The following is a 25,074-nucleotide window of genomic DNA, read 5'->3' as shown; positions in this document are numbered from 1 at the left end:
GAAGGCCCCTCAGGTCTCATTTCCCGGCAACGAAGTAAAAATCCTGCCGGCCCGACACCGATCCGTAGCTGAACGGCTTTTGTGCACGATTGGTCGCCTCCATGACGTCGTCACGCACGACGTCGAACAACCGGCGCACCTCGAGACCGGGCTTGCGCATATTGTCGACGAACGCCGTGGCGAACGGGCTGTTCCTGCCCACTCCGTCGAGCGCCATCTCTCCGTCCTTGGCGGCATACACCACCAGCGTGCCCGCCTCGGGCTCGATCGCCGCAAGGCCGCGCGACACCGAACGCGACGCCAGCGTCATGGTGCGCTTCATCTGGTTGGCGAAGGGATTGTCGCGGCAGGCATCGAGGACGATGAGGCGCAGCCGCTTGGCGCGTTCCGCCGCGTTCAACACCTGGTCCAGCGCCACGGCTTCGAAGCTGACGTCGCGGTCGGAGGCGATCTTCGCGTCGATCGGGATCAGATAGTTGACGCCGCCGACCTCCATGCCGTGACCGGCGTAATATACCATCGCCCAGTCGGCGATTTCCGCCTGCCTTGCAAAGTCGCGCAGCGCCGCGGTCAACGCATCCTTGCGCAGATCGGTCAGCAGCGTGACGGAATCGAATCCGGTGAGCTTGAGCGTTTCGGCGACGAGCGCCGCATCGCGCGCCGGATTGGCGAGCGCTGCGACGTTCTCATAAGCGGAGTTTCCGACCACGAGCGCGATGCGCCTGTCATTTCTGCTTGACGGTCCCGGCAGCGCGATGACCGACGTGGTGGTGGCGGGAACGGTCTTGATGGACGTATCGTCCAGCGCGGCGAGGCGTTCGCGTGCCTTGTCCATCGACCATTTCGCGCTGTCGTACTTCTGCGGGGCAGCCAGAGCTGCGTTGAAGTCGGCGCGGGCCTTTGCGACCTCGCCCAGCTTCTCGAACACCATTCCGCGGTTTACCAGCGCACTCTGATGTTGCGGATCATTGCGCAGCGACTCGTTGAAATCGGCGAGGGCTTGATCGTACCTGCCCTGAAGGAGATAGATGTCGCCGCGGTTGTTGTAGGCCAGCGTCGTCCTCGGCAAAAGCCGGATCGCCTCGCTGAAATCGGCCACGGCACGCTCGGACTGGCCGGTGTGCTGATAGGACAGTCCGCGATTGTTGAACGCATAACCGTAGGTCGGGTCAATGCGAATGACCTCGGAGTATTCGGCGATCGCCCGGGTGTGGTCGCCCTTGCCGGCATAGAGCCGCCCTCGATTGAAGTAGGCGAACTTGAACCTCGGATTGATGCGGATCGCTGCATTGTAATCCGAAAGCGCGCGCTCGGAATCACCTGCAGCGGCATAGGCCATGCCGCGGTCGTTCAAGGCGTTCAGATTGTTTGCATCGAGCCGGATCGACACGGTCAGGTCGGCGATGGCCCGATCCATCTCGTTCCGGCGAAGCAGGGCGGCGCCGCGATGCTGCCAGGCAAGCGCGTATTTCGGATCGATGCGGATGGCCTCGCTGAAATCGGAGATTGCGCGATCGTAGTCGCCCTTGTCGCCATATTCGGCACCGCGATTGTCGAACGCCAAGGCGTCGCGCCCGCCGCTCTTTGCGATCAGCCGCGAACACGCGGCGATGCGGTCTTCATGGCCGCGCTGCGCGCAGATTGTCCGGTCGTCTGCGGCCGCAAGATCCGCGGCTGCCAGGAAAGTGAAAAAAAAGAAACTGAAAACCAGTGCAATCCAATTCCGCATGGTCGCCACCCTGCTTCAGAGCCGGCAGTATAGACGGGGAAGACGGCCATGCCTGTGATGGTGATCACAGAACCGGTCGCTTGCTTCCCGAGTGCGGCCGCCACCACGCGCTTTTCATCGCAGACACGCCTTCGCAGCCTCGCGGCTGATTTCGCCCGAGCTTTGCCAGATGTTTCGTCCCTCTGAAAGCCAAGAGGGCACAGGGAAGGCCGGGTGCCGACATCGCACCCGCGGTCTGCTGCGCAAAATGCACACGCAGAAAACCGCACAGCAGCATACAGGTGGTGCCGATCACTCGGCCTTCCCTGCGCGATGGTCGGACGGCTTATGCCGCGCTCTCCCGGGAGCCGAGTTCCCTCTGGCCTCCCTCGCGCCTTGCGGAATTCACCGGCACCCGCGCCGGTTGACGCGACTGCCGCATCCGCAAGAGCTTGACCGTAGCAACGACGGCCAGGACCACACGGTTTTGCCGTACGCACGGCCCGCCATTTCGCCGCAGTATTCCCCGCTCCGTCGACGAAGCCGGAAACTTACAGACGAGACGAGACCTAGCAGCGCCGTTCGTCCGCGCGCGGCCGCGAGCTCACCGGGGACTACCCTCCCTGCCCGCACCTCTCGCGCCCGACGCTGCCGCGTCCACCGCAAGCCCGGCTCACGAACATGACGACGACGCGATCGCCCCTCAAGATGAGCCGGGATGGGGCGATACATACGATATTTCCGAATTTCGGTAAAGGGGAATATTTTTGCGGGGAGGGGTTGACGGGGGCGAACAGGCTGGGGAAAAGCGGGATAGGTAAAAGTATTTGTGCATTTCTCGGGTCGAGTCTTTCCGATCCCGGTATTGTTCCGCTGTCGGTCGAATGAGTCGGCGGACCATGAAAGAAAACCGGGTTCACCCTGGCAGGCACCCGGCTTCCATGAAGTGTGTCTCCCTGAGGCCTTGAGGCCTTCTTCGTCTGATTTCAGTATCACTGAAAGTCATATGAGAAAAGGCTCGATAGGCCCTACGTAAGGACTATCAACTGTGCGGAAGACGAAGTTCACCTTCGACGAGGCTATCGACGTGTGGCTCCGGTACTGGAGCGGCCAAGTCCAGAGCGACATCGCCGCGGACTACCGGATCAACGCCGGTCGGGTGAACGAAGTACTGAAGGAAAAGGCGCACCTCGGCAGTAAGCAAGCTGCCGCTTCGAAGCGCTCAGCGTAAGACGACTACGGCGGGCGGCTTCGGCCGCCCGTTCTTATTTGGTGGGAGCTCAGATGACGATTGATGACGTTGCCCAGATACTCGCACTGCTGGGCTGGGGCTATCTTATCGTAATCATAGCAGCGCGCTTCTTTCGAACGCTCACTGGGACTGATCGATACAAGCGCAAATTCGCCGAGTACCGTCTAATGCGCGACGAGGCGATGAAAGAGCTTGAGGCACAAACTGATATTTCCGACTCAGAACGAGTGCGGGCGGAAATAAGCATCGGCCGAAATTTCGCAAGACAACTGGATCAACTCGACGAAGAAGTCGCCCGCTCCAACAAGATAATGCTGCTTATGGCGGCGACAGGCGGAACGGCGGGAATTATGTTTCTACTCTATCACAGTTACGAAACCATACGGGATCTGCTGCTTCGCCTGCAGAAGGTGAGCCTTCTTACCACCCCGGCGATTGCCGCCGATGGCATGAAAACCGAACTCGCGCCGCTCATTCCCTACGTCGCAATGGCTGTGCTCGGTCTTATGGGAATTTCCTTCTTTGCAGCGCTCGGCACGATCCTGCTGGTGAAGGATACGAAAGAGAACCAAGCCCGTATCAAGGCAGCGGATAACATCGTAAAGACCTTCGGCGGCTTCTTCACGGGCTTAGCGACCACACTCCTGCACAAAGAGCTATACAGTGACGCCGGGGATAAAACTCAGTTGGGCCTTCTTCGGTTTGATCGTCGTCGTGATGTTGGGCTACGGTCTCACACGTGGCCTCTTTGTCGGGTCGACCACAAAATACAATGCTGGCATCGGCACCTCGTGGGATGGATAGAGCGAAGCGAAATCCATCAAGCTTCTATGCTCGGACGAGGTATGACGGGTTTGGCAAGGGCTATCCCGTCCTGCGCCCTAAGTCCGCCCGATTAGCTGAGCGATCTCCCAGACATGACCTGAAGGATCGGCGAAGGATGCGGTTCGCCGTCCCCATGGACGGTCGATCGGGCCATTGAGCAGATCGACACCAATCCCCCGAAGGGCGAAGCACACCGCATCGACATCCGTGACCCTGATCGTCAACATCGCGCGGGGCCCCGCGGCGGACGGCCCAACCGGCAAAGGCGTAACAAGCGCAGGCGCTTGAGAGGCGTCGAGAAGATTGATCAAGAGGCCGCCGAATTTCAGCACGGACGAGACGTCATCCTCCCAGATGGTCTCGGCTGCAAAGACCTTGGCGTAGAACGCCTTCGAAGCGGCAATGTCATCAACGAACAGCGTGATGACTTCAACTTCGCTTGGCAGACCTTCGACCATGTCTCCACACTCCCCCCGTAACGGCGCGTGCTTGCAGACGGCACAAGCGGCGCGCCGTCCAAATAGACCCGGCGCCATGCAATCAGGCTGAGGTCTACCGAACTATCAAATGGGAGCTTGGGGATGAGCGGCCCGAGACATAGGTGACAAATCGTACCGGACACATGGGTTACACTTTCCGCTTTTGTTCTGCGGGAGGTGTGGATGCCGTGGAAAGCGAGTTCGGTAATGGAAGAGCGCCTGCGATTTGTCGCCCGGCTTCTAGATGGGGAAGCCATGACCGAGGTGTGCCGGGAGTTCGGCATCTCCCGCAAAACCGGCTACAAGATTTTCGACCGCTACAAGGAGCACGGGCTGGAGGCGTTGAGCGACCGCTCCAGGCGGCCGATACGCTATGCCAACCAGCTCCCGCAGCAGCTCGAGACCCTGATCGTCCGGCTGAAGAGCGAGAAGCCGCACTGGGGCGCCCGCAAGATCCGCGAACTGCTGGTGCGCCGGCTCGATGGCGAGGTCAGGGTTCCCGCCAAGAGCACCATTCATGCGGTGCTCGATCGCCATGGCCTAGTCAAGCGCGGCGGCGGGTCGCGCCACCGCGCGCGCGGCACGCCGCTGTCGCAGGGCACGCTTCCCAATGATCTGTGGTGTGCCGACTTCAAGGGCGAGTTCAGGCTCGGCAATGGCCAGTACTGTTACCCACTGACCGTCAGCGATCATGCCTCGCGCTTCCTGCTGCTCTGTGAAGCGCTGGACTCAACGCGCGAAGACCCTGCCATTACCGCCTTCGAGCGGCTGTTCCGCGAACGCGGTCTGCCGCTGGCCATCCGCTCCGACAATGGCGTGCCCTTTGCCAGCCCCAACGCCTTGTTCCATCTCTCCAAGCTGTCGGTGTGGTGGCTTCGGCTGGGCATTGCCATCGAGCGGATCAAGCCAGGCCATCCACAACAGAACGGCCGTCATGAGCGCATGCATCTCACGCTCAAAAAGGAAGCGACTAGACCGCCTGGGTTCAACAGCCTCCAGCAGCAGGATCGCTTTGACAGCTTCCTGCACGAGTTCAATGAGGAACGTCCCCACGAGGCGCTCGACATGAAGTGCCCTGCCGAGCTCTACACCGCTTCAGCGCGCCACTACGATGGCCTGCCCGAACTGTCCTATCCCTTCCACGATCGCGACGTCATCATCACATCCTGCGGCCGCCTTTGCCTGCATCGCAAGAAAATCAACATCTCCATCGTGCTGGCCGGCCAGAAGCTCGGTATCAAGGAAGTCGACGACGGCATTTGGCTCGTCAGCTTCATGCACTACGACCTGGGATACTTCGACCTGGAGCAAAAGACCTTGCAGCCCCTCGACAACCCGTTTGGTCCGAGGCCTGTCACCGATGTCTCGGGTACGACATCGTCTCTCTGACCGAGATAGGCACTCTTGCTCATTCTTGGCATGGCAGCCACTTGCTTGGCCGCACTGAGCAGTCAACCCCCGAAGCCCGCAGGGGCGCGCCCCTTGGCGCGCGGGGTTGACGGCGAATGTGCGGGCCGAGCAATAGTGGTCCGCGCCATGAGTGCGTGGAGTGACCCCGCAACCCTCGACACCCGTTCGGCACGAGGTTGTCACCCATGTCTCAGGTACGTTCTGTTACCTATGTGTCCGGGCTGGACAGGGAGATGATTGGTAGCGGGGGAGCGCTACCGCTTTTCCCCACACCACCAAAACATACGATATCTCATCCATTCCTTCGCATGAAGCAGTTCGGGAGACTTGAGCGAGAAGCTGCTTTACGCCGTTGACGAGAAGTGTTTAACGGTCGCCAACGCAGATTGTACGAAAGCGGGCAATGTCGTGTAAAATGGAAGCCAAGCGCGCTTAGGGTCCTGCCTCGTACTGCGGGTCCGAGATGAGGCCGCTGAGACAATTCGGTTGTAGGTTCGAATCGGGAAGACGCAACCACCGATTGGCATCGGTTCAAGTCGGGATCTGACGGTGGACGCCCCCTGCGTCTCGAACCATACGGCGCCTACTAACTCATTGATTTCATTGATTCTGAACTCGACAGGCGAGCAGACGCAAAAAACTACAAGATAGGAGCACCGTAGGAGTACTCGTCTTAGTCGCGTGCGCCGAGCAAACTATCGTACAGCTGCCGGAGAGGCTGAAGTGACGGAAGGTGGCGCCGTCGGTGGATCCAGCGAGCCGAAGCGGCAGATGACATACCGGATCAATGGCGCGCTGAGCCGTCTAATCAGCGTCGAGAGCGTGAACCAATCGGTTGCGGTATCTTGGCTACAGCGCAGGGCTCTGTTGATCTTTGCGCCCATTGTGCGACACCTTCCACGCATAGTCCCTGCTGCTATTCTTGACCGGCGATCAGTGCGCCGCCGCCTGCCTCGGTGGAACCCGCCGCGGCGACACCCAAAATTGCCAAGGTCATTTCCGCGATAGTTGTCGGCAGGCTGTTAATGGCGTCGATGCTGACCGCGCAAGCGTAGCGAATTGCGGACAGTTGCGAAGTATGAACCTTGCGGATACCAACCGGCTGGACCAGCCCGGGGATCAGGAACTTGACGTCGGCGTAGCCTTGCCCATGTCCGTGCGTCGGCAGGTTGACAGGCATATCCTCTACACTGATCGTATGATCCGTACCGCGATCCCGATTGAAAGCCGCGCAGAAGCTTCGCGGCCAGGCCGTAGCAGTCAAGCACAACCTTAACGCTCGGTTGCTTCGTGTCGTCCGCGTGTTGTATCCCCATGATCAGGTTCGAGGCCAAGCGCGAGACGCCTTAGCCGTGCAGCCCTGCCCACCCCCGGCCTTGTAGCAAGGAGACGAGCAGATCTCCTTTGCCCTTATGCGATATGGAGAAGCCATGTTCGGATACCAGACTTTCGTCCTATTCTCGGCAGCAGCATTGCTGGTGGCGGTCACGCCCGGACCCGGGATCTTCTATATTGTTGCACGAACACTCGCGGGCGGCAGAACTGAGGGCTTGACGTCAAGCGTCGGCCTAGGCCTCGGTGGCCTCGTGCACGTCCTGGCGGGCGCCATCGGCTTATCAGCCCTTGTCATGGCCAGCGCGGAGGCCTTTGCTGTACTGAAGATCGCGGGAGGCTTGTATCTCGTCTGGTTGGGGATCAAAAGTTGGCGCGAAGCGCGTCTCGTCGAACCTGGCGAAGTTCGCACGACCGGCGCGCGTCGAGCGTTTCGCGAGGGCATCGTCGTCGAAGCACTCAACCCGAAGACGGCGGCATTCTTTCTTGCTTTCATCCCGCAGTTCGTCGACCCATCGGCGAATGTTGCAGAGCAGTTCGTCGTGCTGGGCCTTATCTCGGTTGCACTCAACACGAGCGTAGACTTGATCGTGACCTATTGGGCTGCGAAAGCTAGAGATGGATTGGCGAAGCGCCCGTCGTTTGTTGTTAGGATGCGACAGGCATCGGGCGCCGTCATGTGCGGTCTGGGAGCGACGCTGCTGCTAGCACGTCGCACGAGCTAGCTATTCGAAATAACTCAGGTAGTGCTTCTCATCTAGCTCGGCGGTCAAATGAGAACGGGGCGGCTGGGCAAATGGTGGTTGATAGCTGGGCCAGCATTGCAAAAGATTTCGAAGCGCGCCCAAATTGATCCCTCATAAAATACGACATCTGCAATACTTGGATGAGCTTGCGAGGCGATCCAGCCAGATTTTTCTCTCCTAAGATTGTACTATAGCGCAAACGCTCTTTGTCTAAACTGATGCGGACGCCGGTGTTGAGCCGCGGTGTATTCAAGGCGGTGATCGTGATGATCGGCACCCCCTTCGTTGCGAAGATGATCGTGTTCTTGATCGCAGCCCGGCTCTGGCTGGTTGCGAGCCTTCGTGGAGCTCGATCAAACGGCTGCGCTCCAGCGGAGCCTCTTTGGCGTCCCTCAGGGCGCGGAAGCGCTGCTGACTATTGACCTGACCGTTGTTAAATTCTTGAAAATCCATGGCTTCAACAATCCGGCCCGATCTTTGACCCCGCCGTTGAAACGGAATTTATCGAGGAAAATCAATTTCGACAGTTCCATCGACAATTGGCCTAAATTGTTGAACGGGACCGTTGGCTCGCCAAGTCGCCTGCTTAAAGAGTCCGGTCTGCTCGTATGCGGGGGCGCGGAGCCGGATGTCAGCGCTCTCCGCGACGAGGGCTGCCAAGGGAGCGCGCGCACAGGCCTTGTTGCGAGGCTCGCGCGGGCGCCTCTGCAGCAAGCGCTTGATGCCGGCAAGCACTCGGCCGTCGCAGGCCAGCACGTTCTGCTTGCCGGCGTGAGGGCGAACGCATCTTCTCCGCCGCCGCGGCCTGCGAAACTTGCAAACCAGGTCGCGCGCCAAATCGACTGGACGGCAACTCTGAAAGCGGTTGCAGAGCGGGGTGCAAAGGCCGTGCTAGACCTCGACCCAGCACATGCGCCTGCCCAGACGGTGTAAGCCTCCGAGTCATCTTACGATTACCCACATCTTTGAGTCAGAGCTTCGCTCCCGTTGCGATATCGATGAATCGCGATAATCCGCGCCACATGATGAGATTCCCTGGTGGCGGATCGTTGGCGCGGGCGAGATAGCCGCCGAGCCTGGCGATCTTGATGAGATAATGCGACAATGTCTTTCGTTTGCTGACTGGATTCTTGTCTTTGACGAGCCGATCAAGCAATTGGATTTCAGCTTTGGTCAGCGCAAATTCCGGTGAGGCATTTGGTGCTGAACGATTGAGCATCGTCATCCAAAAAATGCGCCAGCTCACAATGCAGAACACCGAGATCAGATTCGTCAATCGCTGAGCAGTCCGCAGTTGCGAGTCCTCTGCCCTACAGCCGGATTTAAGTATCTTGTGGAAGACCTCGATCTTCCATCGCAGGGAATACCATTCAAGTTTCTCGATGGCGTCCCCGCGCGATTGCACCGGAAGATCGGTCAGGAGTTTCCATTCAATCTTCTTTCTGTTCTTTGGCGCTCCTCTTTCATCAGCGTGGATCACTGTCAAAGTCAAAGCTGGATACCGCGACTGCTTGCCTATCGGTGGCAGAATACGGATTTTACGATACCGGATTTCAAGAACAGCCTGGTCTGGATTGCCCTTGCTATCCTGGACTTCGATCCGGTGGAGACCTTTGACCGCGACCTCGTCCATTATCGTTGCAACGGTATGATCGCCATCGCCTGCCAGGCGATTGACACAGGTCCTAACCACGAAATGCGTGCCAACCTCTTGGGCGGCGCAAAACAACTCATAAATATCGGCCTCACGATCACCGATATGGATGCACTTCGATGGCTTCTCAAAAAGCTCCGTGGATTGCTTGAGGTTCTCCAGCCAACGAATGCTCTCCTTGGTTTCAATGGGGATCCGTGTCAGGTTGACCTCGCGCCTGAGCGCAGCGACCCCTCTGAATTTCTTTCTGGTCCAGAACTTCACGGCGCTGAGCCCCAGTGGAAGCCCCTCAAGGGTCACCGCAAGGCTCGAATGCATCAATATTCCGCATGTCGTGTACGTTTGAGGTTTTCCGTCCAATCTTCGAGAGTTGCTTTTGGGGATGCGCTTAATCATCCCGATCAGATCCGGGCGCTCCCTTTGATAGGTGAATTCGGTCGTATCATGCAGAACAAGAACAGGCCCTTTCGCAGCCGCGATACGTTCCCGCGTCGATTTAAAATGACCAGACAGGATGTCAGCCTCGCTTACTCGTTCATTGGAGAAGAAACGATAGGCCGCCTTGGTATTCGCCCAGTCTTGGCAAACCATCGGAATGCTCTGTCCGATGTCTCCACCAATCTGCTTCAGCAGCATGCGAAATCTCTCGCCAAGTCGAGCGTCCTGGAATTCGCACAGCGCAGCTTCACGATCAAACCAAGTCACCGCGTCAGACGCCAAACGATGCGACTTCTCATCCCGGGCGCGTGAAGTCAGTCCCATAGAGCACCTCTTCTCGAATCAGGTGCCCATCAAAGAATCACAAGTGATTCTGGCGACTCAAGTTTTTCGGCTCAGTACACCTCAAAGAATGTGGGTAATCGTAAGCCGAGTCATCCCGAGTCATCGCTGGTCCTACGCTGCCGACGGGTTTCGCACGATCGAAGGCCTGCGGCGCTGGGTTAGATCCGTCTAGTCGGAGACGGCTCGCGCGCCGGTTCGAATCTCAAACGCTTTCTCAACGTCTCTGCAGGGCGATTCCCATCGTGGCCCGTCGTCTGCGGCTTCGCACTATTACCGTGATCTCGGCTTTTGCATAGATGCCCGGTTAGATGTCAGCGCTTCGCGTATTGAGCGGCGAACGAAATCGGCCCCACGGCTAAATCATCGCGCACGAAGTGGAAATCCGGCTTCGAAGCGCGCCGCAACTTGGGCGATCGATTTAGCTGGCCTGTTGGATCCATGCATGGCACGAGCCGCGTCCGGACTATGGGGTTGGCCATGCTCTAACCGGCTTTCTTTCGGGTGCAGACAGACAAGTGAATCCAGATCACCCATACGTGCAAAGTTCTCATTTGTCCGTCCATCCCACGACGACGCAGACTGCTCCAAAATCAAAGCTTGCGAGCGTTTTGGGGAGGATACAGGCGCTTCAATGAAGCTATCGCGTATTTCGGGCGTGTTGGCGCAAAGTCACCCGGCATTTTGGGCCCGCGCGGCAAATCTCGACATAGTTGAATCCGTTTGTTCGATCGCTCGTCGTGCCGAAACGGCGTCCGATGACGCTCACGGCTGGCTGCTCGGCGAAAAATCACATGAGAAGCGCACCTAAGCCGACCGGCGGCCCGCGGACGCTCAGAAGAGGAGGAAGAAGGGATGAAGTTCAGGACGTTTCTTGGTGCATCGGCCATGCTGGCGCTTACCGGCGCCTCGGCGCATGCCGCCGATAAGGATGCGGCCGACACCGCCGTCGAAGCCGCAAAGAAATATGCGGGCGCGACGATCAGCATCGTCTGGGAAGCCGGCCTCCAATCTCTCGACCCGCTGAACTATTCGGGTCCCAAATGGGAGAAGCTCACCGGCATAAAGGTCAAGGTGGTCGAAGTCCCTACCGACCAGATGTTCACCAAGATCATGCAGGATTTCAAATCGGGCGCAGGAGCTTATGACGCGCTGAACGTCATTCCGTCCTGGATGCCAGACCTTGCACGCGCCGGCGCACTCGAGCCTCTCGATAAGTATGTCGACAAATTCGGCTATCGCGACGAGTTGCAGGACATTGCAGCCGCCTACCGCGACAACCAGATGCAGTATGACGGCAAGATCTACGGTTTTCCGGACGACGGCGACGTGATGCTGCTCTACTATCGGAAGGACATCTTCGAAGATCCGAAGATGAAGGACGAGTTCAAGGCCAAGTTCGGCTACGAACTGGCGCCACCGAAAGACTGGAAGCAGTTCGACGAGATCGGCCAGTTCATCACGGACAAGATGGCGCCCAAGGTTTACGGCGCCGGCTTCTTTCGCACCGCGCCCTATCCGCAGTACATGTTTCAGGAACGCTTCCGCATGGAAGGCGGCAAGTTTTTCAATGCGGATACCATGAAGGCGACGGTGAACAGTGACGTCGGCCTTAAAGTGTTCAAGCAGATGCTGGCGGAAAACAAGTTCATGCCGCCCGGCGTGGAGCAGTGGAATTTCGTCGACAATCTCGCGACGTTCCTCCAGGGCACCACGGCAATGACGATCTCCTGGCCTCCCTATGGACGTTGGGCAGCAGGCTATGGCTCCGGCGAGGAGGCGCTGAAATGGGTGCCAAAATCGCAGGTGGCCGGCAAGGTCGGCTATGCCCTCAACCCGCTCGGTCGGCCGGAACTCGGTGTCGGCTTCGACCTCGCGGTCTCTGCCACCAGCAAGAACAAGGAAGCCGCCTACCTGTTCATCCAGTGGCTGAACAGCAAGAAGACGAGCCTCGAGCGCGTCCAGCTCCCCTATACGCTGCGCGACCCGTTCCGCCTGTCGCACTACGCGAGCGAGAAATATCGTTCGCTCTGGCGCGATGCACCCTCCTATCTCGACACCGTCAAGACATCCGGTGAGAAGGGCCTGCTCGATCTCTCCCTGCTGCAACAGGACAAGTACGACGAGGCAATGACCAAGGCGATCTCCAGCCTCTGGGCGGGCGAAGATGCCAAGGCCATTCTCGACCGCCTGGCACAACAATTCGACGCCATCACGGAGAAGGTCGGCATCGAAAATCAAAGGGCCGTTTACAAGGTCTGGGCGGCAAAGCCTGGCGCCTATCCACAGTAACTGCCTTTGTTGCCGCATGGGAGGCGCCTCCTCCCATGCAGCGCTGTCTCCTGGATTGATGATGACGCTTGCCACAAGTCAGCGTATGCTCGAGGACCGCCTACCCTATCTCATCGTCGCACCCGCGATCTTCATTCTTCTTTTAGTCGGCTTGTTCCCACTCATCTACTCGTTGGTCGTGAGCTTTCAGCGCATCACGATGACCGACAACGACACGTCCTTTGTCGGCCTGCTGAACTATGCAGAGCTATTCAGGGACACCCGCCTCTGGGCATCGCTTGGTCATACTGCGATCATCACCGCAGTCGCCCTGCCCCTCGAGCTTCTGATCGGCTTTCTGATGGCGCAGCTTTTCATTGACCGCCTGCCGGGCCGCCAACTTTTCGTCGCGCTCCTGGTGCTTCCGACCGTGATTTCCCCGATTGTCGCCGGAGCGACCTGGCGGTTGATGTTCGACGTTCGCTTCGGTCCGATAGGCCAGATCCTCAGCTTCTTCGCTGGCGAGCCGGTCCGGATCTTGTGGACTGTCAATCCCGCCTACGTCTACCCGGCGATCATCATCTGCGAGGTCTGGCAGTGGTCGCCATTCATGTTCCTGCTGCTGCTTGCGGCCCTGTCGAACGTGGACCAGTCGCAGCTCGAAGCTGCGGAAATCGACGGGGCGTCGTACCTCCGCGTGCTTCGCGCGATCATTCTGCCTTCGATTGCGCCGGTGATAGCTGTTGCCTGTCTGATCCGCGGCCTCGACCTCGTCCGCATCTTTGACATCATCTGGGCCCTCACCGAAGGCGGTCCGGGTTCGATGACCGAAACCATATCGCTCTACACCTACGTGCAAGGCTTTTCGCAGTTCGAGATCAGTTACACAGCCGCAATCTCCTTCCTCGTAATCGCGCTGCTGACGATCATCACCACTCTCGTCCTCAAGCGCATGGAGCTTGCGCGATGAAAGTCGGAAAACTTCCAGCGAGAAAGGTCCGCATCCTGGGCCTTCGCTATCTCGGCGCGACCGTCGTGACGCTGCTGTTTCTGTTTCCGGTATACTGGCTGTTCATGATCTCGTTCAAGACACCGGACGAGATCTATCACGTGCCGCCCTTGTGGGTTCCTGCACAGATCCAGTTCTCGAACTACTACGTTCTGTTCAAGGATGGTGACGTTGTAGCCATCCTGAACAGCCTGATCGTCGCCGGCGTCAGTTCCGGCATCGCAATCGTTTTGGGTACACTTTGCGCCTACAGCCTTGCCCGCTTCGGTACCGGTGGTGAGAACCTCGCGATGTGGATCATCTCCCAGCGCATGATCCCACCCATCGCGGTCGTCTTCCCGATATTCCTGCTCTACGTCCATTTCGGCATGGTTGATGGCTTCTTCGGATTGATCCTGCTCTACACGGCATTCAACCTTCCCTACGTCATCTGGATGATGCGCGGTTACATCGTCGATGTTCCGCTCGAGCTTGAGGAAAGCGCTCTCGTCGACGGACTGAATCGATGGGAAGTGATCTGGAAAGTCGTCTTCCCCATGGTTCGTTCCGGCCTTATGGCCACATCGGTGTTCACCTTCGTATTCGCCTGGAATGACTTTCTCTTTGCGCTCGTGCTGACACGTACCGAGGTCATCACCTTCCCGGTCCAGTTGACACACTATTTTGGCGGACAATCGAATTTTTGGGGGAAGATCGCGGCCATGTCTGTCTTGGGAACTTTGCCGATCTTCGTGGCCGTCTGGGTGATGCAGCGCTATCTCGTACGCGGCATCTCCTTAGGCGCGGTCAAAGGTTAGGGAGAGCGGAGTGGCTGACGTCAAGCTGTCCGGGGTGCACAAATATTACGGCAATGTGCACGCGGTTCGAGGTCTCGATCTGACCATCGGCGACGGTGAATTCGCCGTGCTCGTGGGACCGTCTGGCTGTGGCAAGAGCACGCTCTTGCGCACCATCGCCGGCCTCGAAGATCCGGACGATGGAACGATCACGATCGGCGGCGCAGTGGTCAACGATCTACGCCCGCGCGAACGGAACATCGCCATGGTATTCCAGAACTACGCGCTTTATCCCTATTTGACTGTCAACGATAACATCGCGTTCGGTCTGCGTGCCCGCAAAACGCCCGAGATCGAGATCAGGAAGCGGGTCGGCGAAGCCGCCGAGATGCTCGGGATCGGCAGTCTTCTCCAACGCTATCCTCGTCAGCTCTCCGGCGGACAGCGTCAGCGGGTTGCCATCGGCCGCGCCATTGTCCGCAAGGCGGACCTGTTTCTATTCGACGAGCCGCTCTCGAATCTCGACGCCCAGCTGCGCGACGAGATGCGGACTGAGATCAAGCGTCTGCATCACGAGATCACGACGACGATGATCTACGTCACCCATGACCAGGTTGAGGCGATGACGCTCGCCGACCGCATCGTGCTGCTGCGCGACGGGAAGATCGAGCAGCAGGGAGCTCCGCTCGAGCTATTCGAGCAGCCTCGAACCGGTTTCGTGGCCGGCTTCCTCGGCTCCCCGTCGATCAACCTCATCCCAGCGACCCTCAAGATCAACGGCGGCGGCGCAGCGGTTGTGTTTGAATCCGGTGGTACGATGACACTTCCGAGCGCGAAGACCACGTCACTGACCAGCGCGGAAGGGCGACAGGTTCTCGTCGGCATTCGTCCGCAGCATTTCAGTCGGGCCGGCGGCGGAGCTCTCCGCGATGGAGTGGTCGCCTATTCGGCCGTCGCTTATCTCATTCAGCCGACAGGGACCCGTACATTCACCACCATCAAGATAGGCGGAGTGGATGTGGTTGCCGAGCTGCAGGCTCATGACGTCAGCAGGCATGGCGAGCGGATCGATCTCGCCATCGACCTCAATCGCGTGGTCCTGATCGATCCGGCTAGTGGGCTGGTCATTGCATAGCAAGGGCCGGGTCAACATCGAGAACAGGATGACAGAAATGACGCCGAAGCTTTTTGCGAGGGGAATTGGAGCACCCGAGGGACCGATTTGCCTGCCGGACGGGTCCATGTATGTCACGGAAATGTCGGCGTCGACCCTTTGCATCACGCGGCTCGACCCTCGCGGCAACCGCAGGGTGATCCGGACAACGGGCGGTCGTCCGAACGGACTGACGATCGATGGCCATGGCCGGATCTGGATCGCCGAAGCCGGGCTCCGCGCGCTGATCTGCATCGATGACAGCGGAAACGAAATCCGACGCATGCAGGGCGAAGGCGCCGATCGCTTTCTGTTTCCGAACGACCTCTGCTTCGGTCCGAACGGACTGCTCTACATGACAGATTCCGGCATGGCCGCCGAGGATTTCATCAATGGCCAGGCCTTTGTAGTCGGCTACAGGGACCTCGATTGGGACGGCCGCGTATACGAGATCGATCCGGCGGCCATGAAGGTGCTGCGCGTCCTTGATCGTAAGATCCGTTTCACCAACGGTATTGCCTTCGGTCCTGACAATCACCTTTATGCTAACGCATCCTTCACTGGCGATGTCTATCGATACGACGTGTTCGGCGAGACCGCGCCGGAACGCGTGGTCTTCGGCAACGTCCTGCAACCCGATGCCAATCCCGATTTCAAGGGCCCAGACGGAATGGCCTTCAGCAAGGACGGCCGGCTTTATTGCACGGTGTACAACCAGAAGAACGTCACGGTACTAGACCGCCGAGGAGAGGTGGTCGACCGCCTGATCTTAGACGGACTACAGCCAACGAATTGTGCCTTCACGCTCGAGGGCAAGAAGCTTCGCGTCACTGAAGTCGGCAAGGGCCAGGTCGAGGAGATCGATGTGCCCTGTGAGGGTCTGCCGCTGCATCTGCCTAAATTCGATTGACGAGGAGCCTCGCGGCCTGTCCCGCGAGGCATCGCACATCATCGCTACGGCTTCTCAAGAAATCCGATCGATAGCCAGGGCACGGCGGCCACAATCAGTGTCCCGATCAGGAGCGCGATCATGTAGCCCACGATTGGTTTCATGCCTTCATCCGGGTTGATGCGGCTGATGGCACAGGCCGCATAGTAGCCGACCCCGAACGGGGGCGCGAACAAGCCAATGCCCATGGCGAGAACGACAACCATCGCATAGTGAACATCGTGCACGCCAACCTGCCGCGCAATCGGGAACAGCAGCGGGCCGAACAGGACGATGGCCGGAATCCCTTCGAGCACGCTGCCGAGGATCACGAAAGTCACGATCGTCACGGCCAGGAAGAGGGGCACCCCGCCCGGGAGGCTGGTCATGATCTTCGCGAGAGAGGCAGAAAATCCAGACTGGGTAAGCGCCCAAGCCATGCCGGTCGCCGCGCCGATAATGAGCAGGATCGCTCCCGAGAGCGAGGCTGTTTCGACCAGCATCGGATAGATCCGGCGCCAATCGAACTGGCGGTAGATAAAGAGACCCGCACAAGCCGAGTATAGTATGCCGATGGTCGAGACCTCCGTTGCCGTCGCAACCCCTTCTACGACGGCGGTCCGGATCACGAACGGCAGGGCGATGGCAGGGACCGCGATAACGAAGGCGCGGCCGATCTGCCGTCCGGTCGCCCTTTTGACGTGAGACAGGTCTTCCCGGCGATATCGCCACCACACCACGGCCGCGAGCATGACGGCAAGGACTACGCCCGGAAGAAGACCGCCGGTGAACAGCGCTGAGATCGAAACGCCGGTCACCGAGCCGATCGTGATCAGAACGAGCGAGGGCGGGATCGTTTCGGTCTGCGCGCCGGTCGCCGCCAGGAGCGCAACGAGATCGCCCGGCTTGGCCCCCCTTTGCCGCATCTCGGGAAATAACACCGGAGCCACAGCAGCCATGTCCGCTGCCTTGGAACCCGAAATGCCCGAAACCAGATACATCGCTCCGACCAGCACATAGTGCAGTCCGCCGCGCACATGGCCCAGAATACTCGCGAGGAAGCCGACCATGGCGCGGGCCATCCCGGTCATCTCGATGAGAAGGCCCAGAAAGACGAAGAGCGGCACGGCTAGCAGGATCAGGTGGCTCATGCCCTCATCCATTCGTCCGATCATCACCACGTCAGGCGTGCTGGTGGTCAGGGCGAGATAGCCGACGGTGGCAAGGCCGAATGCGAATGCGATCGGCACGGCAGCAAAGACCATCGCCCCGACGACGAAGACGAAGAATATCAGAAGATTTAGATTGCCGAGCGGCTTCAGGACCGGCGCCAGCAGAACGAACGTCCCGATGATGCCTGCGACGATGGCCAAGGAACCCAGCAAGCTACGCAGGCTCGCGATGCGAATGAGGCGAAGGGACGCTGCGACCAGCATCAGTCCGATGCCGATGGGTAGCGCTGCCGCGCGCCAGCTGTTGACGATCTCGAGCGCCGGCGTTGTCACGAATGCCTCGTCGGCCGCGAATTCATAGGCCGGCCAGACGACGAGCGCGAGGAATGCAAGCGATGCAGCGGCGGCCACGACATCCAGGAACGCGCGAACGTCCGCCCTGAGAATCCCGACGATGGCGGTCATCCGCATATGCTCGCCCCGCTGGAACGCAATCACGGATCCAAACATGGCGAGCCAGAGGAAGAGGATACCGGCAAGTTCGTCCGACCAGACGATCGGCGAACGGAACACGTATCTGGCTACAATGCCAGCGGATAGAACCGCGACCTCGGCCAGCACGAGTAACGCCGCCGGTACTGCGACGACGTGACCGAGCACCGCATTCGCTTTCACTGTCCAACTGCGCAAGCCTCCTTGAGATGCGCCGGCCGCCATACCGGCATCGAGGTGCGGCGTACGGCTCATGCCGGTCATGATAGCTGTCCCGCGGCTTTTTCGAGTTGGGACCACGCCTCCCCGCCGAACTTGCCCTTCCAGTCGGAATAGAAGCTAGTTTTCGACAAGGCCTGGCGGAAGGCGGCGCGATCGACGTCGATGAACTTGAGTCCCTTGGCCGAGAGATCGGTTCGCAACGACTGGCTGAGCTTTGCGATGTCGGCGCGCTGATCGATGGCGGAGCGGTCGAGCTCACGCGTCACTATTTCCTGCACATCCTTCGGAAGACGCTCGAAGGCGCGCTTGTTGCCGAGGATCCAATAACCGTCCCAGACGTGCCCAGTCAGGCTGCACATGCTTTGCACTTCATAGAGGCGCGCAGTCGCGATGATCGGCAATGGATTCTCCTGTCCATCGACGACCTTGGTCTGCAACGCGGAATAGACCTCGTTGAAATTGATCGGCGTTGGCCCCGCCCCGAGAGCCTTGAACAGCGAGGTCAAGAGCGGCGCCGGCGGAACGCGGATCTGGAAGTTCTTCAGATCTTCCGGCGTGCGCACCTCGCGCCCGGACGAGGTCACCTGCCGGAAGCCATTGTCCCAGGCCTTCGAGACCGCCATGATCGGCGTTTTCGCAATCTGCGCCCGAATGTAAGTGCCGAGATCGCCGTCCATGGCCTTCCATACGCTGTCGTAGTCGGCGAATGCGAACCCGGTATTCACGATGCCCGCGCTGGGCACCAGGGTGGCAAGGATCGAGGACGATTGGTTGAAGAACTCGACTCCGCCGCTGCGAACCTGGGTCAGGAGCTCGGTGTCGGAGCCGAGCTGATTGGCCGGAAACAACCGGATCTCCAGCCGGCCGCCAGTCGCTTCGCGGATGCGGTCAATCGCCTCCTGCGCCCGGACATTCACCGGGTGCGCCGGATCCTGTCCCGTCGCGAACTTGTAGACGAACTCGGCGGCAGAGGCCGGGCGGGTCAGAACCCCGCAAAGAGGTAGGGCCGAGGCTGCCATCAATAACGAACGGCGGTTGATGCTTCCTGTCTTCGAGACGGTCATGTGTTCCTCCAGGTCCTGCTTTGAATTTGCTTCCCGCTGCATCGCCGACGCGCGGGTATTCGGGCTCTTCGGGTTTGGGCAAAGAGCCATCGTTCGCCGCCGCACCATGCGGCGGGCGTAGGTCCTCACAGAGGCTTGGCTTGCTTGGCGCCTAGCGCCGGCAGACTAAAGCCACCGCTTGATCTGCCTTGCGACCTCTGCCGTGGAAATCCCGTAACGGTCGTGCAAGGTCGGAAGTGCGCCGGCGTCGAGAAATTCGTCAGGCAATGCAATCTGGCGGAAAGCCGGATGAATCCCTGAACGCATGAGGAGTGCGGCCACTGCTTCACCGAGGCCACCGATGACGGTGTGGTTTTCGGCAACCACCACAAGGCGGCCCGGCTTGCCGGCTTCCCGCAAGATGGTCTCAGCATCGAGCGGCTTGATTGTCGGAACATGCAGCACTGCGGCGTCCACGCTGTCGTTCTTCAGCGCTTGTGCGGCCTCGAGCGCACGCATCGTCATGATGCCTGATGAAATGATCAGGGCATCCTTCCCGTCCCGGATCAGCTTGGCCTTGCCGAGCTCGAAGTTGTAGCCGTATTCGTCCAGCACGACCGGCACTTGGCCGCGCAATAGGCGCATGTAGACCGGTCCCTGATGCGCCGCGATGGCGGGAACCAGTTGCGCGATTTCATGAGCATCGCAGGGATCGATCACCGTCATGTTCGGCATAGCGCGAAACAGCGCCAAATCCTCGGCGGCCTGATGGCTCGGGCCATAGCCCGAAGTCAGCCCCGGCAGCGCGCAGACGATTTTTACGTTGCGGTCTTCCTCCGCGATCGTCTGGTGAATGAAATCGTAGGCGCGACGCGATGCGAACACCGCGTAAGTGGTCGCGAAGGGCATGAAGCCTTCTGCCGCAAGGCCGGAGGCAGCTCCGAACAGAAGCTGCTCGGCCATACCCATCTGATAGTAGTGATCTGGGAATTCCTTGGCGAAGATGTGCAGGTCGGTGTATTTGCCGAGATCGGCTGTCATGCCGACCACATCAGAGCGGGTGCGAGCGAGCTCGACCAGCGCATGCCCGAAGGGCGCCGGCTTCGTCTTCTGTCCCTCGGCTGCGATCGAAGCGATCATGGCCGAAGTGGTCAGGCGCGGCCTGCCCAGTTGTGGTGCCGATCTGACGGTCTTCATGCCTGCCTCCCGGCTTCGAGTGCCGCAAGCGCGAGCTGCCATTCGTGCTGCTCGACGCGGATGAAATGGTTCTTCTCGCGCTGTTCCAGGAAAGGTACTCCCTTCCCCATCAACGTGTCTGCAACGATCATCCTCGGTTTTGGCTCGGGATGTGACTTGGCGTTATCGAATGCTGCGATTACCGCCTCCAGATCGTTGCCGTCGATACGCTGCACGAACCAGCCGAAGGCCTGAAGCTTCTCGACGAGCGGCTCGAATGCCATGACCTGCGTGGAAGGACCGTCCGCCTGCTGATTGTTGACGTCGACGATGCCGATCAGATTGTCGAGCTTGTAGTGGCCTGCCGACTGGATCGCCTCCCAGACGGAGCCTTCATCAAGCTCACCATCGGAGAACAAGGTGTATACCCGAGCCTCGGATTTCTTGCGCTTGAGCCCGAGGCCCATGCCGATTGCAATGCTGAGCCCAAGCCCGAGCGAGCCGCCCGACATTTCCATTCCAGGCGTGTAGGACGCCATGCCTGACATTGGCAAGCGGCTTTCGTCGCTGCCATAGGTTTCGAGCTCCTCCTCGGGGACGATGCCAGCCTCTATCAAAGCTGCGTAAAGCGCGATGGCGTAGTGGCCGTTTGAAAGCAGGAAGCGGTCGCGCTCTTCCCAGGACGGATCTTCGGGCCGGTAGCGCATTGCATGGAAATAGGACACAGCAAGGACGTCGGAGATGTCTAGCGCTTGCGCGATATAACCTTGACCTTGAACTTCACCCATGCGGAGTGCATTGCGGCGAATGTTGTACGCCCGATCCGCGAGGGTAGGCGTATTGGTCAGCGTCTTGGTAGAGGTTGCCATTGAACTGGACCTTGTCTTGCGGGTCAGTGGATGAGCATCCCGCCATTGACGTCGATCACGGCACCCGTGACGTAGGCGGAGAGATCAGACGCGAGGAAGGTGTAGATGCCGGCGACGTCTTCCGCCGTGCCGAGGCGATTGAGCGGAATGCCTTCCAGAATTTTCGCCCGCATCTCATCGGTCAGCTTGCCTGACGTGATATCAGTTCCGATCAGGCCGGGCGTAACGCAGTTGACACGAATGCCGTCCGGGCCGAACTCCCGCGCCATCGCCTTGGCGAGACCAAGAACGCCGGCTTTGGCGGCAGAGTAATGCGGGCCGCCGAAAATTCCGCCACCGCGCTGGGCCGATACCGACGACATGCAGGCAATCGACCCGGCCTTCCGAGCGCGCATGTCCGGAATTACTGCTTGAGAAAGGAACAGGATGCCCTTGAGATTGACGTCCTGAATGCGATCCCAATCGGTCGGCGAGATGTCTAGGAACTTGACCGGCTGGGTGATTCCAGCATTGTTGATCAGGATGTCGATGCCCCCAAACGCTTCGACCACGCTCGCGACCGCCTGCTCGCAAGACGATTTGTCGGCAACATCGCACCGAAGCCCGATGTGGGACTTTCCAAGCAAAGCCGCAGCTTCCTCGGCAGCGCCGGCGTCAATATCCAGGATGGCGACCCGAGCACCCTCAGCGGCGAACCGCCGTGCCGTGGCAAGCCCGATTCCCCGCGGCGACGCCGCGCCCGAGATGATGGCCGTCTTACCGCTGAGCAGCATCCGTTCCTCCCTCAAATTATTCTGCTTGCCAAGATTAGGAATGACCTGCGCGACGAAAACGGACAAGCGCATAGTTGTCACGGATCGATGAATCTGGTTCACTTATGAAATGCTTTCAAACGTCCCAATATCGGCAATTCGCGTCTTTGAAGCTGCGGCCCGCACGGGATCCTTCCGTGATGCGGCGAATGAGCTTCACCTGACGCCGAGTGCGGTCAGTCATGCGATCCGCAAGCTTGAGGATACGCTTCGGACCGTTCTGTTCGAACGCAGTACGCGCTCGGTGCGACTGACCCCTGAGGGCGAAAATCTGATGCGTCACACCGGAGCCGCTTTCGATCAAATCCGCCGCGGGCTCGAAGAGGTCGCCGCACGCGGACCGCAATTGGTACGCGTCCACTCCGCGCCGAGCTTTGCTGCGCAATGGCTGGCGCCACGGCTTTCACAATTTCTCGCCGCTTATCCGAAGCTCGAGGTTCGGCTTGCTGCGAGCACGGAATATGCGCGCTTCAGCAACGACGACTTCGATGTCGACATCGTCTACGGTCCATCGCGTGCGGAGGGTGTCGAAGTTGTTCCTCTAGCCCAGGAGATGGTCACGCCGCTTTGCTCGCCCTCACTCGCAAAGTCGATAAAAAAGGCTGCCGATCTGCTCGATCAGACGCTGATCCGCTCCGATGTCAAACAGGTCCAGTGGCACCAATGGTTTACCGCAAACGGATTGGAAGCTCCCGCACTTCACGGCATGAGATTCGATCGCAGCTTTCTGGCGATTGCGACGGCGGCCGAGGGATTGGGGGTTGCTCTGGAATCGACGCTTCTGGCTGAACGCGAACTGGCCAGCGGACGATTGGTTGCTCCGTTGGCGAAGCGCGCAACCAATATTCGATATGTTGGTCACCGCCTCATCTACCCGCGCGCCAGCCGACAGAGATCGGCGGTGCGAGCTTTCGCAGACTGGGTCGTAGCGCAACTCGGAGTCGAGACGCCGGGGTCGTCGCGGTGAGATCGAACTGTCTGACCGAACATCTCGGAAGCTGAACAAGCGGACGGCTGATCTGCGTCTCGACGGAAGGAGGCGCCGATCCCGGCGGCACTGCTCACGGTAACGACGTGAACTTGAGCTCGCTGAGCGGCACGACCTTGTCGGAGCGGGTCATCTTCAACTCGGTGTTCGGGCCGAGCCACTTGTCCCACAGCTGGTTGATCTCACCCGCCTGATCGAGCGCGAGCAGCGTCTCGTTGACCTTGGCGAGCAGCGCCGGCTCGTCCTTCTTCATACCGATACCGATCGGCTGCAGCACCATGGGCTCCTCGATCATCCTCAGCGGCTGGCCGGCGCTCTTGGATTCGTTGACGAGCTTGGTGATGGTCATGGTGTTGGCCACGATTCCGACCACCTTGTTCTGCTGGACCGCCATGTAGGCCGAGCCTGTGTCGACGAAGGTGAGCGGGTCCGACTAGTGTCCCGAGTCACAAGTTCGCAATCACAGATTCGCATTAGATTCGTGTCGCTGTGCCAAGGATGGAGGCAAACAGCGACGGAGTCTCCAATGGCGGTCCGGCAACTTGCCCCCCTGATACTGAGCGATGATGAGCGGGCCGAACTAGCGTCGCTGACGATGCGGCGGAAGACGGCTCAGGCGCTGGCTCTGAGAGCCCGGATCGTACTGACCTGTGCGGAGGGTGGTCAGAACACGGACGTGGCGGCCGAGCTGGGGCTGGACCGGCAGACCGTAGGCAAGTGGCGGCGTCGGTTTATGGAGCAGCGCGTGGCCGGGCTTCACGATGAGCCGCGTTCCGGGGCTCCGCGCACGGTTGACGATGCCCGGATCGAAGCCGTGATCGTGCGAACGCTGGAGAATTGCCCCGAGAACGCCACCCATTGGAGCTCCCGCGGCATGGCAGAAGGCCAGCGGCCTGTCGGTGTCGACGGTGCAACGCATCTGGCGGGCCTTCGGGCTCCAGCCGCATCGGATGGAGACGTTCAAGCTCTCGACCGATCCGAACTTTGTGGCCAAGGTCGGCGACATTGTCGGCCTTTACGTCTCGCCGCCGCAGCACGCCATCGTTCTGTGCGTGGACGAAAAGTCTCAAATACAAGCTTTGGACCGCAGCCAGCCGATGTTGCCGATGCGTCCCGGCCAGCCGGCCCGAAGGAGCCATGACTACAAAAGGCATGGCACCACCTCGCTGTTTGCGGCCCTCGACATTGCGACCGGACGGGTCATCGGCAAGTGTTACGGACGCCACCGTGCCGCCGAATTCCGCAAGTTCCTCGACGAGATCGAGGCTGCCGTGCCGCACGGGCTCGACGTCCATCTCGTCATGGACAACTACGCCACGCACAAGACCCCGCTGATCCGGCGATGGCTGGCTAAAAGGCCGCGATGGCATGTGCACCTGACCCCGACCAGTTCGTCATGGCTCAATCAGGTCGAGCGCTTCTTTGCGCTCCTCACCGATAAGAAGATCAGGCGCGGCGTCTATCGCAGCGTAGCCGCCCTCAGGGCCGATATCGCCTCGTTCATCGAGCGACACAACACCGATCCCAAGCCGTTCCGATGGACCAAATCCGCCGATGACATCCTTGCTTCCATCGAGCGCTTCTGTCGTTACAATGCCCCGGCAAAGCAAGATCCGATGTTGCGAACTTCTGGTTCAGGACACTAGTTCAGCTTGATCGCGAGCTCGGAGGTCGATCCCTTGGTCGAGGCCCCGCTATGTGCGGCTCAAGCCTTTGCCACGTTGGCCATCGATGCTCGACTCCTCCCGATCATAAAGGAATGGCTCGCCGTGGCTCCGCGCTCGATCTTCTCTCCGGGCCGGAAGCCCATGCGCCTGGTCCGTTCAGCGGCAATCATCACTGGCGATCACCGGCTTTAGGGTGAAACAATATTGGCACACCGGCTTCCATCACCACCGGGCAAGGCCATGGCTACGCGACGTAGGCGGGAGCTCTTTCAAGCGAGTGATTTTCATTCAAGATTTCGTCGATCGGCGG

The 25,074-nt window shown here is 59.6% G+C and carries 21 protein-coding genes and 2 pseudogenes; 13 read left to right on the top strand and 10 right to left on the bottom strand.

Features of this window, described 5'->3' with window-relative positions; translation table 11 throughout:
- Nucleotides 1-16: 16 nt before the first annotated feature.
- The gene (locus N2602_RS08945; protein ID WP_260382404.1) at nucleotides 17-1,729 is read right to left on the bottom strand and encodes a tetratricopeptide repeat protein; all 1,713 of its coding nucleotides are present in this window, start codon (nucleotides 1,727-1,729) and stop codon (nucleotides 17-19) included.
- A gap of 1,027 nt (nucleotides 1,730-2,756) precedes the next feature.
- Here N2602_RS08945 and N2602_RS08940 point away from each other — a divergent pair.
- A complete protein-coding gene (locus N2602_RS08940) occupies nucleotides 2,757-2,939 on the top strand; it encodes a hypothetical protein (RefSeq protein ID WP_260382403.1) in 183 nt (60 codons plus the stop codon).
- Nucleotides 2,940-2,992: 53 nt separating this feature from the next.
- Nucleotides 2,993-3,859, top strand: coding sequence for a hypothetical protein (locus N2602_RS08935; protein WP_260382402.1), 867 nt, complete (start codon nucleotides 2,993-2,995; stop codon nucleotides 3,857-3,859).
- Here the strand turns inward: N2602_RS08935 and N2602_RS08930 are convergent.
- On the bottom strand, nucleotides 3,842-4,243 hold the full coding sequence (locus N2602_RS08930) for a VOC family protein (RefSeq protein ID WP_172789671.1): 402 nt from the start codon (nucleotides 4,241-4,243) through the stop codon (nucleotides 3,842-3,844). The genes N2602_RS08935 and N2602_RS08930 overlap by 18 nt on opposite strands.
- 204 nt (nucleotides 4,244-4,447) lie before the next feature.
- Here N2602_RS08930 and N2602_RS08925 point away from each other — a divergent pair, with 204 nt between their 5' ends.
- Entirely contained in the window at nucleotides 4,448-5,653 is a 1,206-nt protein-coding gene (locus N2602_RS08925; RefSeq protein WP_260379387.1) for an IS481 family transposase, read from the top strand.
- Nucleotides 5,654-6,590: 937 nt separating this feature from the next.
- On the opposite strand, the gene N2602_RS08920 is transcribed toward N2602_RS08925, so the two are convergent.
- Nucleotides 6,591-6,854 (bottom strand): hypothetical protein, encoded by a 264-nt coding sequence (locus tag N2602_RS08920; protein WP_133408717.1) that lies wholly within the window; start codon nucleotides 6,852-6,854, stop codon nucleotides 6,591-6,593.
- A gap of 250 nt (nucleotides 6,855-7,104) precedes the next feature.
- Between N2602_RS08920 and N2602_RS08915 the strand changes: the two genes are divergently transcribed.
- Together N2602_RS08915 and N2602_RS08910 are read left to right on the top strand one after the other, a co-directional pair.
- On the top strand, nucleotides 7,105-7,731 hold the full coding sequence (locus tag N2602_RS08915; RefSeq protein WP_128263953.1) for a LysE family translocator: 627 nt from the start codon (nucleotides 7,105-7,107) through the stop codon (nucleotides 7,729-7,731).
- A gap of 363 nt (nucleotides 7,732-8,094) precedes the next feature.
- Nucleotides 8,095-8,685 (top strand): hypothetical protein, encoded by a 591-nt coding sequence (locus N2602_RS08910; protein ID WP_260382401.1) that lies wholly within the window; start codon nucleotides 8,095-8,097, stop codon nucleotides 8,683-8,685.
- A gap of 37 nt (nucleotides 8,686-8,722) precedes the next feature.
- Here the strand turns inward: N2602_RS08910 and N2602_RS08905 are convergent, their stop codons facing one another.
- Nucleotides 8,723-10,168 (bottom strand): IS4 family transposase, encoded by a 1,446-nt coding sequence (locus tag N2602_RS08905; RefSeq protein WP_260382400.1) that lies wholly within the window; start codon nucleotides 10,166-10,168, stop codon nucleotides 8,723-8,725.
- Between the two features lie 652 nt (nucleotides 10,169-10,820).
- Here N2602_RS08905 and N2602_RS08900 point away from each other — a divergent pair.
- The 6 genes from N2602_RS08900 (at nucleotide 10,821) to N2602_RS08875 (ending at nucleotide 16,305) form a co-directional block, all read left to right on the top strand.
- Complete coding sequence (locus N2602_RS08900; RefSeq protein WP_157286332.1) at nucleotides 10,821-10,997, top strand: hypothetical protein; 177 nt, start codon at nucleotides 10,821-10,823, stop codon at nucleotides 10,995-10,997.
- A gap of 44 nt (nucleotides 10,998-11,041) precedes the next feature.
- Nucleotides 11,042-12,478 carry a sugar ABC transporter substrate-binding protein gene (locus N2602_RS08895; RefSeq protein WP_260382399.1) on the top strand — a complete coding sequence of 479 codons (1,437 nt, stop codon included), beginning with the start codon at nucleotides 11,042-11,044 and terminating at the stop codon, nucleotides 12,476-12,478.
- A gap of 61 nt (nucleotides 12,479-12,539) precedes the next feature.
- A complete protein-coding gene (locus tag N2602_RS08890; RefSeq protein WP_260382398.1) occupies nucleotides 12,540-13,427 on the top strand; it encodes a carbohydrate ABC transporter permease in 888 nt (295 codons plus the stop codon).
- A complete protein-coding gene (locus tag N2602_RS08885; RefSeq protein ID WP_260382397.1) occupies nucleotides 13,424-14,263 on the top strand; it encodes a carbohydrate ABC transporter permease in 840 nt (279 codons plus the stop codon). Before N2602_RS08890 ends, N2602_RS08885 begins: the two co-directional genes overlap by 4 nt.
- A 10-nt stretch (nucleotides 14,264-14,273) precedes the next feature.
- The gene (locus tag N2602_RS08880; RefSeq protein ID WP_260382396.1) at nucleotides 14,274-15,377 is read left to right on the top strand and encodes an ABC transporter ATP-binding protein; all 1,104 of its coding nucleotides are present in this window, start codon (nucleotides 14,274-14,276) and stop codon (nucleotides 15,375-15,377) included.
- Between the two features lie 37 nt (nucleotides 15,378-15,414).
- Nucleotides 15,415-16,305 (top strand): SMP-30/gluconolactonase/LRE family protein, encoded by an 891-nt coding sequence (locus N2602_RS08875; protein WP_260382395.1) that lies wholly within the window; start codon nucleotides 15,415-15,417, stop codon nucleotides 16,303-16,305.
- Between the two features lie 44 nt (nucleotides 16,306-16,349).
- Here the strand turns inward: N2602_RS08875 and N2602_RS08870 are convergent, their stop codons facing one another.
- From N2602_RS08870 to N2602_RS08850, 5 genes are all read right to left on the bottom strand, one after another.
- Entirely contained in the window at nucleotides 16,350-18,212 is a 1,863-nt protein-coding gene (locus tag N2602_RS08870) for a TRAP transporter large permease subunit (protein WP_260383632.1), read from the bottom strand.
- Nucleotides 18,213-18,247: 35 nt separating this feature from the next.
- The gene (locus tag N2602_RS08865; protein WP_260382394.1) at nucleotides 18,248-19,273 is read right to left on the bottom strand and encodes a TRAP transporter substrate-binding protein; all 1,026 of its coding nucleotides are present in this window, start codon (nucleotides 19,271-19,273) and stop codon (nucleotides 18,248-18,250) included.
- A 165-nt stretch (nucleotides 19,274-19,438) separates the two neighbouring features.
- On the bottom strand, nucleotides 19,439-20,449 hold the full coding sequence (locus N2602_RS08860; RefSeq protein WP_260382393.1) for a transketolase family protein: 1,011 nt from the start codon (nucleotides 20,447-20,449) through the stop codon (nucleotides 19,439-19,441).
- Nucleotides 20,446-21,297, bottom strand: a complete 852-nt coding sequence (locus tag N2602_RS08855) for a transketolase (RefSeq protein WP_128263963.1) — start codon at nucleotides 21,295-21,297, stop codon at nucleotides 20,446-20,448. The genes N2602_RS08860 and N2602_RS08855 overlap by 4 nt, the downstream gene beginning before the upstream one ends.
- 23 nt (nucleotides 21,298-21,320) lie before the next feature.
- Nucleotides 21,321-22,070, bottom strand: a complete 750-nt coding sequence (locus N2602_RS08850) for an SDR family NAD(P)-dependent oxidoreductase (protein ID WP_260383631.1) — start codon at nucleotides 22,068-22,070, stop codon at nucleotides 21,321-21,323.
- A gap of 109 nt (nucleotides 22,071-22,179) precedes the next feature.
- On the opposite strand from N2602_RS08850, the gene N2602_RS08845 reads away from it, so the two are divergent.
- Nucleotides 22,180-23,076, top strand: coding sequence for a LysR substrate-binding domain-containing protein (locus tag N2602_RS08845; protein ID WP_260382392.1), 897 nt, complete (start codon nucleotides 22,180-22,182; stop codon nucleotides 23,074-23,076).
- Between the two features lie 94 nt (nucleotides 23,077-23,170).
- Here N2602_RS08845 and N2602_RS08840 read toward each other — a convergent pair.
- Nucleotides 23,171-23,530: pseudogene (locus N2602_RS08840) on the bottom strand (transporter substrate-binding domain-containing protein); the annotation flags it as partial.
- A gap of 93 nt (nucleotides 23,531-23,623) precedes the next feature.
- Between N2602_RS08840 and N2602_RS08835 the strand changes: the two are divergent.
- Nucleotides 23,624-24,743 (top strand): annotated as a pseudogene (locus N2602_RS08835) (IS630 family transposase).
- Nucleotides 24,744-25,074 lie beyond the last annotated feature (331 nt).

The sequence above is a fragment of the Bradyrhizobium sp. NC92 genome (assembly GCF_025200865.1).
Classification (GTDB): Bacteria; Pseudomonadota; Alphaproteobacteria; order Rhizobiales; family Xanthobacteraceae; genus Bradyrhizobium.
Note: the sequence above shows the minus strand (reverse complement) of the source record. Positions and strands in the feature narration are given on the sequence as shown.